The 17,559-nt window shown below is 65.3% G+C and carries 17 protein-coding genes and 3 pseudogenes; 10 read left to right on the forward strand and 10 right to left on the reverse strand.

Features of this window, described 5'->3' with window-relative positions; translation table 11 throughout:
- Window positions 1–60: 60 nt before the first annotated feature.
- Both L5G33_RS10150 and L5G33_RS10155 read right to left on the reverse strand, forming a co-directional pair.
- Window positions 61–1,545, reverse strand: a complete 1,485-nt coding sequence (locus L5G33_RS10150; protein ID WP_236998055.1) for an HNH endonuclease signature motif containing protein — start codon at window positions 1,543–1,545, stop codon at window positions 61–63.
- A gap of 130 nt (window positions 1,546–1,675) precedes the next feature.
- A complete protein-coding gene (locus L5G33_RS10155; protein ID WP_236998056.1) occupies window positions 1,676–2,665 on the reverse strand; it encodes a YeiH family protein in 990 nt (329 codons plus the stop codon).
- Between the two features lie 118 nt (window positions 2,666–2,783).
- Here L5G33_RS10155 and L5G33_RS10160 point away from each other — a divergent pair, with 118 nt between their 5' ends.
- From L5G33_RS10160 to L5G33_RS10175, 4 genes are all read left to right on the forward strand, one after another.
- Window positions 2,784–3,704 carry a LysR family transcriptional regulator gene (locus tag L5G33_RS10160; RefSeq protein ID WP_236998057.1) on the forward strand — a complete coding sequence of 307 codons (921 nt, stop codon included), beginning with the start codon at window positions 2,784–2,786 and terminating at the stop codon, window positions 3,702–3,704.
- A gap of 600 nt (window positions 3,705–4,304) precedes the next feature.
- A complete protein-coding gene (locus L5G33_RS10165) occupies window positions 4,305–4,799 on the forward strand; it encodes an MspA family porin (RefSeq protein WP_308191565.1) in 495 nt (164 codons plus the stop codon).
- Window positions 4,800–5,487: 688 nt separating this feature from the next.
- Window positions 5,488–6,171 (forward strand): hypothetical protein, encoded by a 684-nt coding sequence (locus tag L5G33_RS10170; protein WP_236998058.1) that lies wholly within the window; start codon window positions 5,488–5,490, stop codon window positions 6,169–6,171.
- Between the two features lie 12 nt (window positions 6,172–6,183).
- Window positions 6,184–6,564, forward strand: a complete 381-nt coding sequence (locus L5G33_RS10175; RefSeq protein WP_236998059.1) for a hypothetical protein — start codon at window positions 6,184–6,186, stop codon at window positions 6,562–6,564.
- Between the two features lie 629 nt (window positions 6,565–7,193).
- Here L5G33_RS10175 and L5G33_RS10180 read toward each other — a convergent pair.
- The gene (locus L5G33_RS10180; RefSeq protein ID WP_236998060.1) at window positions 7,194–7,430 is read right to left on the reverse strand and encodes a hypothetical protein; all 237 of its coding nucleotides are present in this window, start codon (window positions 7,428–7,430) and stop codon (window positions 7,194–7,196) included.
- Between the two features lie 20 nt (window positions 7,431–7,450).
- Window positions 7,451–8,764: pseudogene (locus L5G33_RS10185) on the reverse strand (ISL3 family transposase).
- 296 nt (window positions 8,765–9,060) lie between these two features.
- On the opposite strand from L5G33_RS10185, the gene L5G33_RS10190 reads away from it, so the two are divergent.
- Window positions 9,061–9,678: a class I SAM-dependent methyltransferase gene (locus L5G33_RS10190; RefSeq protein ID WP_236998061.1), complete on the forward strand. Its 618-nt coding sequence runs from the start codon at window positions 9,061–9,063 to the stop codon at window positions 9,676–9,678.
- A gap of 48 nt (window positions 9,679–9,726) precedes the next feature.
- Here the strand turns inward: L5G33_RS10190 and L5G33_RS10195 are convergent, their stop codons facing one another.
- On the reverse strand, window positions 9,727–10,467 hold the full coding sequence (locus L5G33_RS10195) for a LysR family substrate-binding domain-containing protein (protein ID WP_236998062.1): 741 nt from the start codon (window positions 10,465–10,467) through the stop codon (window positions 9,727–9,729).
- 47 nt (window positions 10,468–10,514) lie between these two features.
- Here L5G33_RS10195 and L5G33_RS10200 point away from each other — a divergent pair, with 47 nt between their 5' ends.
- The gene (locus tag L5G33_RS10200; protein WP_236998219.1) at window positions 10,515–10,907 is read left to right on the forward strand and encodes a DUF5997 family protein; all 393 of its coding nucleotides are present in this window, start codon (window positions 10,515–10,517) and stop codon (window positions 10,905–10,907) included.
- A gap of 28 nt (window positions 10,908–10,935) precedes the next feature.
- Window positions 10,936–11,355, forward strand: coding sequence for a nuclear transport factor 2 family protein (locus L5G33_RS10205; protein ID WP_236998063.1), 420 nt, complete (start codon window positions 10,936–10,938; stop codon window positions 11,353–11,355).
- A 35-nt stretch (window positions 11,356–11,390) separates the two neighbouring features.
- Here the strand turns inward: L5G33_RS10205 and L5G33_RS10210 are convergent, their stop codons facing one another.
- Window positions 11,391–12,302: a D-isomer specific 2-hydroxyacid dehydrogenase family protein gene (locus tag L5G33_RS10210; RefSeq protein WP_236998064.1), complete on the reverse strand. Its 912-nt coding sequence runs from the start codon at window positions 12,300–12,302 to the stop codon at window positions 11,391–11,393.
- Window positions 12,303–12,347: 45 nt separating this feature from the next.
- A complete protein-coding gene (locus tag L5G33_RS10215; protein WP_236998065.1) occupies window positions 12,348–12,941 on the reverse strand; it encodes a TetR/AcrR family transcriptional regulator in 594 nt (197 codons plus the stop codon).
- Between the two features lie 68 nt (window positions 12,942–13,009).
- Between L5G33_RS10215 and L5G33_RS10220 the strand changes: the two genes are divergently transcribed.
- A complete protein-coding gene (locus tag L5G33_RS10220) occupies window positions 13,010–13,633 on the forward strand; it encodes an NADPH-dependent FMN reductase (RefSeq protein WP_236998066.1) in 624 nt (207 codons plus the stop codon).
- Entirely contained in the window at window positions 13,630–15,051 is a 1,422-nt protein-coding gene (locus tag L5G33_RS10225) for a DHA2 family efflux MFS transporter permease subunit (protein ID WP_236998067.1), read from the forward strand. The genes L5G33_RS10220 and L5G33_RS10225 overlap by 4 nt, the downstream gene beginning before the upstream one ends.
- A gap of 2 nt (window positions 15,052–15,053) precedes the next feature.
- On the opposite strand, the pseudogene L5G33_RS10230 reads toward L5G33_RS10225, so the two are convergent.
- Window positions 15,054–15,470 (reverse strand): annotated as a pseudogene (locus tag L5G33_RS10230) (cysteine hydrolase family protein); the annotation flags it as partial.
- Between the two features lie 66 nt (window positions 15,471–15,536).
- Window positions 15,537–15,941, reverse strand: coding sequence for a PaaI family thioesterase (locus L5G33_RS10235; protein WP_236998068.1), 405 nt, complete (start codon window positions 15,939–15,941; stop codon window positions 15,537–15,539).
- A gap of 122 nt (window positions 15,942–16,063) precedes the next feature.
- Between L5G33_RS10235 and L5G33_RS10240 the strand changes: the two genes are divergently transcribed.
- Complete coding sequence (locus L5G33_RS10240) at window positions 16,064–16,534, forward strand: winged helix-turn-helix transcriptional regulator (protein ID WP_236998069.1); 471 nt, start codon at window positions 16,064–16,066, stop codon at window positions 16,532–16,534.
- 55 nt (window positions 16,535–16,589) lie between these two features.
- Here the strand turns inward: L5G33_RS10240 and L5G33_RS10245 are convergent.
- Window positions 16,590–17,504 (reverse strand): annotated as a pseudogene (locus tag L5G33_RS10245) (MFS transporter).
- Window positions 17,505–17,559: the final 55 nt, after the last annotated feature.

Below are 17,559 nucleotides of genomic sequence, written 5' to 3' on the forward strand. Positions count from 1 at the left end.
GCGTATCCGCCCGCGCACCTGTGCCCGGCGCTCGCCCCAGCTGGTCGAGGGAACGCCGGCTCAGGCGGCGGAGAGGAGGCGGGAGAGCAGGGTCTCCACGGCCGAACTCGCCCCGCGGGGCGGACCGTGCGGAAGCAGACCCGGACACTGCCCGATGTGATGGATCGGATTGACCTGCCAACCGCGAGCGCTTCCAGACGGCCGCCACCCGACCCGACCGACATTGACTCCCCTGTCGGCGACGATGGCCGTCTCCCATTTACCGGGACCGACACCTTCCGCGCGGTTGTGTCTGCCACACGCGGCGCCGAGGTTCACCAGGTCAGTGCGACCACCGTTCTCCCACCGCACCACATGGTGGGCTTCGGTGCGCGAGAACGGAACATTGCAACCGGGAGCGGTGCACCCACGGTCGCGGACGAACATCTCCAACCGCTGCGCCTTCGACGCGAACCGCCGACCACGCCCGAGATACAACACCTCCGACGTGGCGTTCTTGAACACCGCCAGACGCGGCACCGCATGAGCAGCCAACTCGACGAGCTCTTTCACCGGGATGTGCGCGCCGGTCGCGGTCAACGCGACCCCGGCGTCGGCGGCCAACTCCTGATCAGTAACCGTCACCACCAGCTCGGCCGGCAGCCGATCCGGGCGCCCCAACGCGCCGTGACCGAGGACGAAATCGACCATCGCGGCCAGCGCATCATGATTGCGCTGCGCCGTCGTACGAGTGTCGCGGTCGCGCGCCGCGATCAGGACGGCCTCATCCAGATCGCCCCGATCCACAGCGCCATGCGGCGACTCCGGGTCCTCCGGGTTGTTCATCCCGGGCGCGGCCCACGCGCCAAGCACCACATCGAGTTTGGCCCGCAACGCCGGAGTGATCGACGCCCGCAACGTCGACATCAGCCGCGCATCTTGCGGCCCCAGCGTGAACCCCCGAGTCCGTCGACGATCGGCATCATCGGTCAGCTCCCCATCAGGGTCGAGATGGCCGAGCAGACGCCGCCCAGCCGTGCGAACCCCCTCCGGGGAGAGCGTCCGAGCAACTTCAGCCAGTTGCGCTTCAGCGGCAGCGACCGTGTCGGGGTCGACCCGGGCGGGAATCTTGTCGATCACCGCGGAGATCTCGGCGACATGCCCACGATTGATCACACCATCACGCAAAGCCCTCGCAGCCGCCGGATTACGCGCCGAAAGCCGATCACCGACCACCGACCGAAACTCGCCCGTCGCGAACATCAACGCGATCCGCGCATTCGCCTCACGCACTCCCAACCGCAGCCCATTGGTCAGATACTTCTGCACCGTCATATAGCCCTGAGCCTGGAACGCGAAACGATCCGACAGTTCGATCATCAGACCCGTCGTCGCCGCCTCCACACGAGCGCGCATCTGCTCGTTGGTCTCCGCCGCAACGAGCAGATCCCCGGCCGCCGCTGAGGTGAACGAGACGTCGTTCAGCTTCGCGGCGGCCGCGTTCATCAACTTCAGCAGAGCGACAGGCGACTCCGGGAGAACGTCGTCGGATATTGACTCACTCACCGAAACCACCCCCCTCTAATCCATCGATGCCACTGGTCAGGACCTGTTCTTACCTTCTGACTGCAGACTAGCAACAGAGTCCGACAATTACGCATCGGCGGAATTGTCGCTTACTTCATCGCGCTTGGAGTCACCCGACGATGAGCGCGCCACCCAGACCGAGGGCACCGACGAGCACCGTCGCACACGACGCCAGGATGAACGGGCGCGAGCCGACGGTTCGGAACAACGAGAGTCGAACGCCGGTGCCGAGCGCGAACATGGCGCCAGTCAGGGCGATCACCTGGATGTGCTGGCCTAGGTCGAGTACCGGTTCAGGAACCACGTCGACTGATCGTGCGACGACGAGCGCGAGGAATCCGAGAACGAACAGCGGAACCAATGGCGGCCGCTTCCCGCCGTCGCCGACCGCCGATCGCTGCCGGATGCTGATCACCGCGAGCACCGGGGCCAGCAGCACCACGCGCGCCAGTTTAACGACGACCGCGACCCCGAGTGCGCTTGAGCCGATCATGCCACCCGCGGCGACAACCTGGGCGACCTCGTGTATTGATCCGCCCGCCCACTCCCCGGCGTCGAGTTCGGACATCCCGAACACGTGTGCAAGGAACGGCACCGTCGGAATCATCACGGTTCCGAAAACCACGACGCATCCGATCGCGGCCGCCACCTCCTCCTCGTCGGCGTCGACCACACCGTCCACGGCGGCGACGGCTGCCGCTCCGCAGATCGAACTGCCGCACGCGATGAGCAGCCGCTGCGTGTATCCGATACCGAGCAGCTTGCCGATCCACAGCGTGCCCGCGATTCCGCCTGCCACGATCACGACGACCATCGCGATCACACCGAACCCCAGACCGAGGATGTCGCCCAGTACCAACTGCAGCCCCAGCAGCGCGACACCGATCCGCAGCACCGTCTTGGAGACGATCGCCAATCCGGGACGGGTCGCGGCAGGCAGTGGCACCGCGTTGGCGCAGATCGCTCCGAGGACGATCGCGATCAGTAGCGGACTCACCGCGGGCACGAGCGTGTTCACCGCTACCGCGACGGCAGTGCCGACAGCGGCGAACGCGAGGCCCGGTGCGGCGCCGGACACCGGCGCTCGGAGAATTGTCATGCATCCAGCGTCGACCCCTCGCCCACGGACAGGAACCCGACATCTGGATATGGAGACATATCGCAGTGATATGGATGTGCCATATCCGGAGTGCATCCGTGCAGGTTAAGGTCAACGCATGGACCCGCGATCACTCGACCTCGGCGCGCTCGAGCTGCTTGTCGGCGTCGACGATCACGGCAGCCTGAGTGCAGCGGCGCGTGCGTCGGGCATCGCGCAGCCGAATGCGAGCCGATCGATCGGCCGTCTGGAGCGACAGCTCGGAGTCCCGTTGCTCAAGCGCGCGACCGCCGGCTCGACGCTCACTCCCCAGGGCACCGTTCTCGTGCACTGGGCGCGGCGCACCCTCGATGACGCGACACGGCTGCTCGACGTCGCTTCCGGCCTGCACACCGACCACACCGCCGAGCTCACGGTCGGCGCGTCGATGACCGTCGCCGAGCATCTGCTCCCCCGGTGGCTCGGCGAGTTCCGCGGCCGGTTCCCCGAAGTCACCGTCCACCTGCGCGTGCAGAACTCGTCAACCGTGTTCGTCTCGCTCGCGAACGACGCGTGCGACCTCGGCTTCGTCGAGTCACCGACGGTCCCGTCCAACCTGTGCAGCACCGTTGTCGCCCGCGACCGTCTCGTCCTGGTGGTCCCGCCCGATCATCCCTGGACGAGGCGGCGACGGACGGTGACCGCGGAAGAGCTCGCCTCGACTCCCCTCCTCGTCAGGGAGCCGGGCTCGGGCACCCGGACGACACTCGACGATGCCCTGTCCGGCTATGCGCAGGCCGATCCCCTGCTGGAGCTCGGCAGCAGCGCCGCGATCCGCACCTCCGTGGCTGCGGGCGTCGGCCCCGCCGTCTTGAGCACCCTCGCGATCGCCGGCGATGCTCGGTCGGGCACCGTGCGGACCGTGGACGTCGACGGTCTCGACCTGACTCGTTCGCTGCGCGCCGTCTGGCGGCCGCCCCGCGAACTCCGCGGCCCGGCAGCCGATCTCGTGCGTATCGCGAGGAGGACTCTCAATCGCGGTGGCAACTCCATCGGGTAGATATGTGACCATCGATCGTCCAAACATCGCTATTGTCCACGACCCGTCGCCGATCCGGACACGGTTCCGATCGTCGACGCGGGATAGTGGGCCCTCAGTCGCCGAGTGTCTTCGAGCTGTGCCCGCTGCGCGCGTTCGGGAACGACGCTGTGTCCGCGAACCCCGCTAGCCTAGGCTAGGCCAGGCTAGCGCTGATTGAGAACCGCTAGTAGTTGGGGCGCAGTTTGCGGTTCATTGAGTAGCAAGACGCCCCACCGGCTTCCGTTGGATTCGAAATATGATGCCTGTCACATATTTGCCGTGCGATTGCTCCGACACTTAGGTCGGGCGCACCGTCCAGACTGTCCAGTTCGGCGGTTCAGGGAGGAATCAGCCAGGGCTGCGGGGGCCTTTAAAGATCATCGCACAGCCCTGTATGTGCTTTAGAACGTCGAAATACTACTGCCCCCAAGGGGAGTCTCGGTGAAGAGAGTTTTTGGCGTCATTGGTGCGGTGCTTGTTGCGTTTGCAGGTTTTGCTGGCGGCGGTGAGGCGTCGGCCGGACCCGCCCGCGCGTTTGCCGATCAGTCGCTGTCCAAGCATTCCGACGATGCTTGGGCAGTGAAGCTATCGAAGTCTGGGGAGAAGGTCAGGAGCGTGCCAGCGCTTAGTCGCGGTCATGGATCGTATGAAGCATTCCTGTCCCTTCGTGGTGCCGCGGAGATCTCGGGATCGGGCAAAGTTCCAGTGGACGCGGCCGTAGTCTCGACCGGGTTTCAGGTGTCCTGTCAGTGGCAGATGGACGGTGTGAACGTCGGGATTACTGCTGGTCCGACTGCCCAGATGTCGATCTCGTATCCGCCCGCCGTCGTTCTAGGCGCGCAGGTCATGCCGAACATCTCGACAACGCTCAAGAACGGGGTGTCGGTCGATGTCCCGTTCGGACAGAAGGCTCTCGCGGGTCCGGCGGCGGGTGTCCGGCTCGACGGGGTCCGCGTGGAGATCTCCGGGTGCGTGGGCGCCCGCCCGGCAGTACGTGCGTATGTGCGTGTGGCCATGACGACTAAGGCCAACGACAACACCTTCAACCTCTACGGCAAGCCGCACCTGCTATGACCTGGCATTTGATGACAGGCACGTTCGTAAGGAGCGCGTGAAGATGCGAAGCAATCATGCTGACGCAGCGATAGACGATGTCTGTCCAGACGTGCTTGGGCGATCGCGCGTGAGCAGAAACTCTGGCCGTCGGTCAGGAGGTAGGCGCCGGAGGGTGCAAGCGGTCTCAGTGACCGTCTGCGTCGGCCTGCTCGCTGCGATGATCGCTGTCCTAGTGTCGGGATTCGGTGCCGGCCGCGCGAGCGCCGATGCGCTGTGTGACCAGATGCGCGCCGAGCATGGACCGGCCTGGCCATGCATATCGGTGCCGACCTACACACCGCCACCGACCATGCCCACTCAGCCGGCCACCCCGAACGCACCGGGCGCACCGTCGGGCAATGGTCCGGCTATCGGAGGAGACGCGGGACCATCTGCTGGGGAGGGTAACGGGACACCGATTGTTCCTACCCAGGGCGCGCAGCGATCAGAATCCGACTCACCTGGCGATCAGCCATCCGACCCGTACCGGACGACTGCCCCTGGTTCGACCGGCTCACCTGACCGCACCGCCCCCGATTCGAGGGTTCCGGACCTTAAGCCCACGCCGGCTGATGTCGAGACCCTGCCGAACCGCAACCCAGAGAGCCCCAGAAACTTCAACCTGCGCAACCCTTCGCCAGACGAAGGGACACGGTCCATCCAAAAGATGGGATTCTGCATCCTAGGCCACCACGACGATGGCGGCTGCGTCGGTGGAAGCCTTCTCGAAGGCAGGGCAGGTCGCTGGCTTGGAATCATCGGGCAAGGCGCAGCCGAGGCCATCGGCGTGGCCGCAGTCGCACTCCTCGTCATCTACCTCTTTCCGGAGACTGCGGCGGCAGTGTTTGCAGCAAGAGTCGGTGGATGGATATTCGACGAGATCCTAGGGATCATCTTCGGTAAGAGCCTCTTGAGTATATTGAAGCGCACGCTTGGTGCAATTGGTCTGAATATCATTCGCGATGGCTTCTGGAATGACATATGGAACAACCTATGGAAATGGCTAACGACATGGGGTGGCGGTCCCTCGGGCGAGACTGAACCGAAGCCGGATGAGGCGCCGGAGCCGAAGGCACCGGAACAACACCAACAGCAACCCCGGGAGCAGGAAGCCCAGCCGCAGCCGCAGCAAGGCGGGGAGCAGCAACCCCAGGAGGAGCAGCCCCAGGAGCAACCGCGGGAGGAGCCGCGGGAGGAGCCGCGGGAGGAAGATTCACATGTGCCGAATACTGACTTCGACAACCCGGACAATAAGGTGTCGCCGAAAGGCCCTGGGCCCAACCCGGCCCCAGGTCCAGATGGAGGGCACAGTAATGGTGGGCCCAGCAGTGGCGCAGAGGAGCTAGTTTGATATGAGGCGGAAATGACTAGAGAGACACAGAAGCCAGGAATCGTGTTCACCGCGATGGGATGCCTGGTTTCCTACGCGCTGGCGGTTGGGATCGGAATAGCGATTTCGTGTGTTTCAAAAGACTCAACACCGGTGAAATCTGGACTTGTTTCGGCCACGGCATTAATGGTGCTGGTGCTCATATCGAAGATCCTGCGCGGCGCCTTGAAGCCAGTTGCGTACTCAATCGTATGCACACTCTCCGGGGGTGCGTTGATCTATTTTGCGGCATACCGGTACGCACTGGGTGACTCTGCCGCCGCCTCGATAGTCCTCATCGCAATAGGCGCTTTGATCGCGGTGGGAAACGGTCTCGACGCTGTTCGTTCAATCAGGCCCGAGGGCGCCGCATGAACATGGCGGATGACCCCTCCCAGGGGGACGATCACGAGCCTTTGCGCGGGAGAGGCAAGGGCCGAGGGCGAATCGGGCGTCGGATAAACGCGAAGTTTATATTGCTTGCCCAAAGTGATGCTAACCGGAGGTACCTGGCTTGGCGCAAGGGTCACAAGTGGCTTGCGCGCTTTACGGACGCGATCCTATTTGTGGCGGCCTGGGCACTAATGTCCTCGATCCTTGATGCGTGGGTATTTTGAGCCCTCGTTTCAGGAAGGCGCGCGGAAAAGTGCCTACTAATGCCCCAAGGGGACAGAGTGGAATATTTTCGAAAATGCGCGAATTCTTCGAAGGGAGATTACGTCAGCAGGCCGAGAGTGAGAACGGTGTCCGAATGAGTGCATGGATGGAGCGCCACCCTTGGATACGACGGTTCCTGCAATACGGACCGTTTCCGTAGCCTGCTGCACGGATCGGTCTTTTCGGTGCCTTTCGAGCTGACGAAAGCTGCGCTCGCTCCGCGGTCGTCCCCTGTTGCCTATCGAGGATCGGGCGCCAAGCGACGACAGGAGGCTGGTCGGCCTCCGACAGGCGAACCCCTCTCGCTGGTCGGAGGAGAGCGCCCGCGCCTCCTGTCGTCGTTCAATTCACCCGGCGAGCCCTGGCAGAGGTAACGAGATCACCTGGGGTACCTCACACTTAGTCATGCACCGCCGACTGGGGATGTCTTTGAGCATGGCGCCGAGTGATGCCCACATTCGAAGGGCTTGCTCGTGCTCCATGTCGATCAGCATGTCGTCGACCTCGAGAGTGATGAGATCGTCGCCGTCGACGTTCTCTTCGCTGAGGATGACTTCATGTCCGATCGACGTGACGCAAGCCACGATTTGTGGCTCTTCGCCTTTCAGAGTGCGTTGATGCGTTCGGCGAGTTGTCCGGAGTGTCGTAGTGACCTCAGATGTAGTGGTCGAGGTTGCGGAAGCCTTGTGCGATGCCGCGTAGGTGTTCCAGGCGTCCGTTGATGGCTTCGACGGGTCCGTTGGAGACGCCGACGTCGAAGTAGGCCCGGACTTCCTTGCGGCGGTTCCACAGGGTGCGGCCGAGTTGAGCCAACTCGGCCAGGCCGGGAGGTAGGCCTTTGTGGATTCGTGTGAGGACCTTCCACATCAGCTTCTTGCCCTCGCGACGGTGTGGATGCTCGTAGGCGGCGATGACCTGCAAATACACTTGGTGGGTGACGTCGACTGCGACGTGTTCATCGTGGCTGGTCAACGACTCGAACAGCAGAATCTTCTGCTTGTCGGTGAGCAGGTCGGTGCGGGTATGCAGGATCCGTCGGATTCTGTAGAGGGGGTCGCCTGTGCGGCCGCGGTGGCCGCAGGTGGCCTGTTGGATGCGAGTGCGGCAGCGGTCGAGCTTCTCGCCGGCGAGGCGGACGACGTGGAACGGGTCCATCACAATCCGGGCCATGTGGAGTTCTTCGGCGGTGGCGCTCTTCTAGCCGGTGAACCCGTCCATCGCCACGACCTTCACTCGATCCCGAAACCGCTGGTCGCGGGCGGCCATCCACGTTCTCAGGACCTGTTTGGAACGACCGGCGATCATGTCGAGGCAGGCGGGCCGGACCGGTGCCATCGATGGCTGGCGTCAGGTCGATCAGCACGGTCACCCAGCTTGAATCGCCTTGTCCGCGCACATGTTTCCACTTGTGTTCATCGATGCCGAGATGTCGGACACCCTCGAGATGACCGCCATCGTAGGCGAGTCCGCGGGCCGCATCGACAGCGATCTGATTGACGCTCTTCCAGGCGATCCCGAGGTTCGCGGCGACGGCGGCCACACTCATCTTGTCGATCACGATGCGCCGCAGGATCCAGCGTTCGGTCCGCCTGGTCAGCACCGCCCGCGGTCGGGCGATGTGCTCGATCCTCGCGCGGAAGACCACCGTCGAGCACTCGGCGGTGCGGCGCTCAAATCGCGGGACGGCCACATACAGCAGGACCGGATGGCCCACCGCCGGGGTGTCGGTCAAGACCCGATCAACGTGGTCACGGAGCCGACCTGAGCTTTCACAGTCTGGACAGCGCGAATCAGGAGCCAAGACCTCGCAGAAAATGTTCGTACGGTCCTCGGCGTCGATCCCTGCTCCGGTGATCGTCACACCGAGTTCGACGGTTCGGCAGATCGTGTCAGCAACAGCGCAAGTAGGCTCGTTCATGGGTCCTGGTGGTGTGAGTTGTTTGTGTAGGAGCTTTCATTCTCACACTCCAGGGCCCGCCTACATGTTGTGGTTGACCGCGACCTGCCGGGCATCAGCTACGCACTCTCAAAGGCGAAGAGCCTCTAAACAGCGACGGTTCGCAGCAGCTCTCAATCAGCTTCCAGTGCGTCCAGAAGCGGTAGGGCGGCCAGTCCCTCCCGAGCCAAAACTGCGGCAGCTTGGTGTGAGCCTCACCCCACCGATCTGGGCATCCGAGTCGCGTACCTGGACACCCACCACGTTAGATACTCGGTGTGAGCGATCAACCCGGATACGACGTGCTCGCCCAGACGTACGCCGAACTCATCGAGGGTGCGTTCCAGTCGCCGTTGGAGCAGTCTGCGGTCGACGCGTTCGCCGTCCACGTCCGCGCCGCAGGCCTTGGCACCGGGGTCGTCGACGTCGGCTGCGGGATCGGACACGTGGCGGCATACCTGAAGACGGCGCGGTTCGCGGTCACCGCGGTGGACCCGAGCCGCGGAATGCGCGACCAGGCTCGCCAGACGCACCCCGACCTGGACGCCGTCGACGACGACGCGTCATTGCGCACCGTCGATCTGGGTCGGGCGGCCGGTGTCATCGCCCGGTACAGCCTCATCCACCTGGCGCCCGAGGCCGTCCGAGAGACCTTGCATGACTGGGCCTCCCGTCTCCGACCGGGCTCCGTCATCCTGCTGGCCGGGCAGTCGTCCGACGAGCCGGGCGTGCGGGAGTTCGACCACGCGGTCTCGCGAGCCTGGCGCTGGCACCCCGACACCATCGTCGACGCCCTAGCCGCCGCAGGCTTCGTCGAAGTGTGGCGGATGGTCAGCAGACCCGCCGAGGGCTTCCACAGATTCCCTGAGTTCCAGGTGTGCGCAGTCCGTGAGTGAGATCAAGGCCGGCTCCTCTGGGGTGCAGCTTCGAGGCTGACGTGTGGGTCAGCGGGTGCGACGGCGCTTCGCGCCCTTGCCTCTCCCCGGCACCTTTCCGGCGGCTTCGCGGGCGGCACGCTTGGCTGCGGCCTTCTCCCTGGCGGACCGTTTGGGTGCGGGCTCAGCGTCTCCGCGCGACGAGGTGGCGCGCCGACCTCGGACGACGCCGATGAACTCGTCGGCGAGAGGTGTGGTGGGATCCGGCCAGAGCAATCCGACGGTACTGGTCGGCGCGTCCGTCACCGGCCGGTAGACGAGGTCCTTCCGGTGGTGCAGCCGCGCCAACGACTGCGGGACTACCAGGAGGCCGATGCCCGCCGCGACGAGTTCGACAGCGTCCGCCGTGGTCTCGGGTCGATGCTCGATGGCACTGCCCGGACGGTCTGGGACGATGATCGGTTCGTCGGCGGGCCACAGGAACTGTTCGTCGGCGATGTCGGCGAGCGTGAGTTCGTCGACCGCGGTCAGCAGGTGGCCCTTCGGGACGACGACGACCGTCGTCTCCTGGTAGAGCGAAATGCGGTGGTGCGGGCCGGGATCGGCGTGGTCGAGGGCATCAGGCAGGCGCGTGAGCGCCATGTCCACGGCACCGTCGGCGACGGCCGACGCCGTCGCTGCGACGTCGAACGGGACGAGCTCGAGGGGCGCGTCCGGTCTCCGGTCCTGCCAGATCCGCACCCACTTGGCGGGGGTCGCGCCCGGCACATAGGCCAAGCGGAAACGCTGCGGGGTATCGGCCGTGCTCACGAAATGAGGCTACCGCCCGATACGCTGGTCTCATGAGTTCGCAGTCGATGAAACCGGCCACCGCCGCCAAGAAGCTGGACGTGTACCTGCCCGCGACCCCGGCCGAGTTCCGCGATGGCACCATCAGTCGTACCGAACTCGCTGCACTGCAGACCGATCCACCGCAGTGGCTGCGGGACTTGCGTGCCAACGGCCCACACCCGAAGAATCTCGTCGCGGGCAAGCTCGGCATCTCGAATTCCGGGCTGGTGCGCGGCGAGATCACCGAGGCACTGACCACAGAACAGATCAACGCGCTTCTCGCGGAGATGCCCGACTGGCTCGCCGCGGAACGGGAGCAGCATGTCGAGGTGCTCCGTGAGGAGCGCCGGGTCCGGTCGTTGCACGCAGACCGTCGTCGGGCGAAAGAACAGGCCGAAGCCGAGACCGCAGGCGAATGACCGGACGCGGATGGCGGTTGGCGCCCACATGATGGAGTTGCAGCAGATCTCGGACCGATTCGAGATCCAGCAGTTGATGATCGACTATTCGACGGCGATCGATTCGCGCCGCTTCGATGACCTCGACCGACTATTCACGCCCGACGCCTACATCGACTACAGCGCCTCCGGCGGCACACAGGGACCGTTCCCCGAGGTGAAGGCGTGGTTGGCCGACATCCTGCCGAGGTTCCCCGCGTACGCCCACATGCTCGGCAACTTCGATCTGTCGATCGACGGTGACACCGCGACCGGGCGGACCATGTGCTTCAACCCGATGGTCCTGTCCGACGAGCCGAAACAGGTCATGTACTGCGGAATCTGGTACGTCGACGCGTTCGTCCGCACCGCGGACGGCTGGCGGATCACCCGTCGCGTCGAAGAGAAGGCCTTCGACCAGATCATCTGACCGGCCCTGCATCGGTCCCGGAGCCCGGGTATCGGTCAGTAGCCTCGGTCGGCGGTCACGACGGCGAGCAGTTCCTCGCCTGCCACATACCGTCGCAGGTTCTCGGCCAGGTACGGTGCCATCTCTTGGGTGAGCCGGCCCGTCGGGTTGGCGACGTGGGGCGTGATGACCACGTTGTCCAGGTCGTACAGCGGGTGGTCGTCGGCAGGCGGCTCCGGGTCGGTGACGTCGAGAGCGGCTCCTCCGATCACGCCCGCTGTCAGCGCGCGATGCAGTGCGGCTTCGTCGATGAGCGGCCCCCGCGCCACGTTGACGATCCACGAGTGCGGTCTGAGCAGAGCCAACGTCCGATCGTTCATCATGTGCCGCGTCTCTGGCGTGTCGGGCGCGGCGAGCACAACGTGGTCCGACTGCGCCAGCGCCTCGTCGGTTCGATCGGACGCGACGGTGACGTCCGCGCCGTCGACCGGCCGCCCGGACCGATTGACAGCGAGGACGGTCGCCCCGCACGCCTTCAACAGCGGCGTGAGTTCGCGACCGATACCGCCTGCACCGACGATCGCGACGGTGCTGCCGCGCAGCGTCCGCACGGCCGGATCGACGGCGTCCTTCGCCCAGCGCGTCTTGGCCGATCGGACGATCTGCCGGGTGCCGCCGAGCAGGAGCGCGAGAGCGTGTTCGGCGACCCCACGCGAGTAGAAGCCGGACGCGTTGGTCCAGAGCCGCTTGTCGTCGAGGACGCCGGCGTCGACGAACCGCTCGATGCCCGCAGTGCTGAGTGCGACCCACTCGACGGTGTCCGGGAGGTCGGGGAATCCGTCGGGTCCACCGATCCACACCAGGACCTGCGCCTGGGCGAGGGGAACGACCGATCCGCCGACCTCCCGAATTGCGGAGGCGAGGTGCTGATCGGGAGCCGGCTCGACGGCGACGCGCAGTGTGCTCATGAGGTCATGATCTATCACGATCGGGGCCCTCACGCCCGATCTGCTTCACGACCGGTCCGCACCGTACGCGGCGAGGAAGACGTCGACACCTGCTCGCACCATCTGCCCGGCGTCCACACCGGCGACGGAGTCGACCGAACCTGCGGTCAGTTGGACGAGCTGGACCGCGGCGATCCGCTCGTCGTCGATGTGAAAGACGCCGTCGTCCGCGTGCCTGCGCAGGTGACCCGCGATCGCGTCGCGCACACGCCGGGGACCCGCGTCTTGCCAGGCGGCGAGGACGCCCGGATCGATGTGCTCGGCATCCGCGTTGACCTGCCGGACCATCGCGAAATGCAGAGCAGTCTCCGGCTCGGGAGTCGACCACGCCTCCCCGAAGGCGACGAGGTCCGCTCGCGGGTCGACGATTCGGTCGAGAAGCTTTGCCGCACGAACGATTTGACGGTCAGCGACCGCTGTCGCACTGTCCAGGATCACCGCACGGAACAACGCGGCCTTCCCCCCGTACTGGTTGTAGATCGTTCTTGTCGAGACTCCCGACTCCGACGCCAGCACACCGATCGACGCTCGCGAGTACCCGTCGCGCGCGAAGACACGTAGCGCACCGTCGAGCAGGTCTCGTTGTTTGTCTGCGCGCATATCCCTCTCCCGAAATCATGAGTGCATCAACCATTGTACTTAGTGCAATGGTCGTTGTACATTGAGGCATGGACATCACCCAGACACCCCAGACGCCCACTCCGCTACGCATCGCCGTCGTCACCGGAAGTACCCGCCCCAACCGCCGTTCACTTCTCGTCGCCGAATGGACGCGAGAACGAGCAGTGCAGGCACTCGGCGACCGCGCCGCCGTCACTCTCGTCGACATCGCCGACTTCGACCTGCCCCTGCTCGACGAGCCGGTCGCCGCAGCCGTCGGCGAGTACACCCGCCCGCACACCGTTCGCTGGGCGCGCACGATCGACGAGTTCGACGGTTTCGTCTTCACCACCCCCGAGTACAACCACTCGATGCCCGCCGCCGTGAAGAACGCCATCGACTACCTCTTCTCCGAATGGAACGACAAGGCAGCAGGATTTGTGAGCTACGGCCTCGACGGGGGCATTCGCGCCGTCGAACATCTGCGTCTGACATTGGCTGAAGTGAAGGTCGCGTGCGTCCGAAGCCATGTCGCGCTGCGGCTGTCGGACGACTTCGACCTGACGAGCATGATCGAGCCCGGGACAGTCTGTCCCGGACCTCGAGCGGAAGCGATTCTCGACCGCATGCTCGACGAGCTCGTCGCCTGGTCGTCCGCGCTGGCAACGCTCCGAGTCGGGAAACAGTCATGACCACGGAGCAACCTGTCCGCACCCGGCAGACCGACGCCGCGAACGACCGCATCGACCGAGCAACCTGGAAGCTCTGCTGGGTGGTCGTCCTCGGCGCCTTCGCCACCGGTCTCGACTCGTCGATCGTCAATATCGGCCTCGACTCGATCACCACCGAACTCCACTCGACGCTGTCCACCACACAGTGGATCGTCAGCGGTTACCTCCTCGCACTCGCCGTCTCCCTGCCTGCTGCGGGATGGCTGGGCCGCCGATACGGCTCGGGGCCCGTGTGGCTCACTGCGCTCGGATTCTTCACCGCGGCCTCGCTCGCGTGCGCGGTCGCATCGACGCCCGAGGGCCTCATCACCGCACGCATCGCGCAAGGGTTAGCGGGCGGCGTCCTGATCCCGACCGGGCAAACGATCCTCGGAGCGGCGGTCGGCCCACGCAGGCTCGGCAGGGTTATGGGCGTCCTCGGAATCGCGGCGAGCGCGGCACCGGCGATCGGACCGTTGGTCGGCGGTCTCATCCTTCATTCATTGCCGTGGCCGTGGCTGTTCGCGATCAACGTGCCGATCGGCATCGTTGGAATCATGTTGGGCCGCAAGATGTTGCCGTGCAGCCGACCGTCGGATCCCGGCCCGATGCATTGGACGGGGTTGGCGAGCATCAGTGCCGGGCTCGCGCTGGTCGTCCTCGCGACGAGCCGCTGGGGTGACGCGGGACGCCTCGATCCCGCCACCGTCGCCATCGCCGCGTGCGCTGCGGCAGCCCTGGCCACCTTCGTCGTCGCCACGCGCCGGACCGCGCATCCACTGCTCAATCTGAGCCTGTACCGCCTCCCGGCCTTCCGCGCCGGATCGATCGCCGCCGCGTGCTCCGGCGCACTCGTGTTCGGCAGCGGCGTGGTGCACGCGTTGTACTTCCAGCTCGGCCACGGTCAGAATCCGCTTCACGCAGGGATGAGCTTGATCGGCGTCGCCGCGGCCACCGCGATCACCGCGCCTGCGGCCGGACGGTGGATCGACCGGCACGGACCGGCACCCGCGGCACTGGTCGGCGGCTGTCTCGCCGTGGCGACAACGCTGCCGTTGGCGATCACCCCGCTCGATCTGCCGACCCCCGTCGTCCAACTCGTGCTGGTCGCCTACGGCGCTTCCGTGAGCCTCGTCGCGATCCCTGCGGGTGTCACCGCGTACGCGGCGGTCCCATCGACGAATCTGGCCGACGCGATCACCCAGGTGAACATCCTCCAGCGGATCGGCGGATCGCTCGGCGGTGCAGTGTGCGCGGTGCTCATCGCGTCCCACACCGCAGACCTCCCGACGGGATTCCGACTAGCGTTCGGCGCGCTGGTGGTCGGAGCAGTGGGGTCGCTACTCGCCGCTCTCCTGATCGCGTCCGCGACGCGGCCGGGCGCGATTGTCGAGCCGTGAAGTCAGGACAGGCCGCGCACTACGTCGTCGACGCTGCGCAACCGGGTGCCGATCAACTCCAGGTCAGCGAGACGGCCAGCGGTGACCTGCGAGGTCGCGTCGGCGACGAGCACCGTCCGGTAGTCGCGCTCGGATGCGTCGAACAAGGTCGCGCGCGGACAGTTCGGCAGGTTGCATCCGGCGACGACCACCGTGTCGACGCGGGCTGTGCGCAGCACGTCATCCAGCCCCGTGCGGTGGAAGGCTGACCAGCGGGGCTTGTAGAGGACACGTTCGCCGGCGCCGACCGCCTGCGGCCTTCCCGATCGCAGGAGATCCCAGTCGAGCTCGACTGCGCCGGGGAGCAACTCGGCCGGGATCTGGGCACCGACCGTGCCCGGCGGGACAGGTGCGTGCCCAGCTTCGATCGAAGCCCGTCGTGCTGAACGTCGACCAGGACGAGCGCGGACCGCGCCCAGTGCGGTACCAGGTAATCGATCACCTGATCATTCTGGCAACGGAACGTTCTGCAGTCTCAACTGCCCGCGCGCGAGAGTCTTCCCGGTCGACTCGTCGGCGACCTCGACGAGCCAGAGTTGCTGGGTCCGCCCCTGTTGAATCGGCTCGGCCACCACCGTCGCCCGACCGCCCTTCGACGGCCGCAGGAAGTCGGTCGCATTGTGCACACCGACGGCGAACTGACCACTGTCGGCGACCGCGGCACTCGCACCGATACTGCCAGCGCTCTCGACGAATGTCGCGTAGACGCCACCGTGCACCACACCCCACGGCGTGTGATGGCGCTCGCCCAGGTCGACATGACCTTCCACCCGCGTGCCCGTCGCGAGAGTCACCTCAAGCCCGGAGGCCTTCAAGAACTCGCTCGCAGCGTCGATACCCACATCAGGCATTCCGGAACCGTCTGCCACAACACTCTCCTATCAACGACGCCTTCACCACATCTGACTTCTGTAATCGAAGTTAGATCCAGAGATGCTGACTGTCAACCACGAAGTCAGATAGGATTCACTGCGTGAACTGGCTCGACTACGACACCGACAACTGCTCGGTGCAGCGCAGCCTCGACGTGATCGGCGACCGCTGGAGTGTGCTGATCCTGCGCGAAGTGTTCAACGGAATCCGCCGATTCGGCCAGATCAAAGAGCACACCGGGGCCTCCGACTCGGTGCTTGCACACCGACTCCACAAGCTCGTCGACGAGGAAATCCTGTATGCGGCGGACTACGCGGAACCCGGCGCCCGGCGCCGCAAGGAGTATCGGCTCACCGATGCCGGACTCGACCTCCAGCCCGTTCTGTTGTCGTTGCGAGCCTGGGGCGACGCCCATCGCGCCGGCCCAGAAGGACCGTCGCTCGAGGTCCGACACGACGACTGCGGCGCCCGCGTCGACCTCGAACTGCACTGCGAAGCCGGTCATCGGATCGACGACCGCCGGGGTGTCCATACCGCACCGGGCCCGGGGGCGCGTCGAGCGGGCCGTTGATCCGCGCCTCAGCTCTGCTGTTTCTGTGCGCCGTGTCCGTCCCACTGGTTTCCGGCTACACGCGATCGAGGTCCACATCACGCGTCTCCTTCATGACGAGCAGTGCGACCAGGGTCGAGCAACCCGCGATCGCGAGGTAAACGCCGACCCATCTGACGCCGTAGTCAGCGACGAGCCAGGTCGCGATGAACGGCGCGATGGCCGCACCGAGGATCGAGGCGAAGTTGTAAGCGATGCCGCTGCCCGTATAGCGGACGTTGGTCGCGAAGAGTTCGGGAAGCACGGCACTCATCGGGCCGACGGTGAAGCCCATCTGAGTGAAGCCGACGAAGAGAAACTGCGAGCACCGTGCCCTGCGTGGTGTTCGCTGGATCGAGAATCCACTTGAAGGTGAGTCGGTATACGATCATCAGCACTGTCGCAACGATGAGCAGACGGCGGCGTCCGACACGGTCGGCGAGACGACCGGACACCACGACGAAGACCACGAAGAAGAAGACGGCGACTAGCTGCATCTGCAGGAAGTCGCCGTACGAGATGGACAGCTCCACACCCGACTCGTCGACCATCTTGCCGTCGTGGACGGCCTTCGCGAAGACGGGGTCTCAGCCAACTTCAAACGCACATACAGGCCGACGCTCACCATTATCGACGACAGCAGGACGGGATCCGCCAAACCCATGCCATGAATCCGTGGTTCGGTTCGGCTGCGGCGGCTTGCTCGAACGTCGGAACGACGCCAACCAGGACGGTCGCGACGCCCATCGTGACGAGCGGACCCGACCAACCGCGAACGACGTGAAGAGCGCCGCGGTGTCGTCGCCCTTGGGAAGAACAGCGTCGGGAAAACAAGGGCCGCTGCAGTCGCATAGATGTAGAAGTCGAAGAACTCAATGGTGGTTCCGACCATGGCAGCGACGACGATTCGTCTGCGATTCGTTTCGAGAAACGTAGTACATGCAGACGACATGCCGGGCGCCGACCCGACAGAAGCGAGCCTCTCCGTTCACGTGAACGACGAAGGG

Origin of the sequence: Gordonia liuliyuniae (genome assembly GCF_021738805.1) — a bacterium.
GTDB lineage: Bacteria > Actinomycetota > Actinomycetes > Mycobacteriales > Mycobacteriaceae > Gordonia > Gordonia liuliyuniae.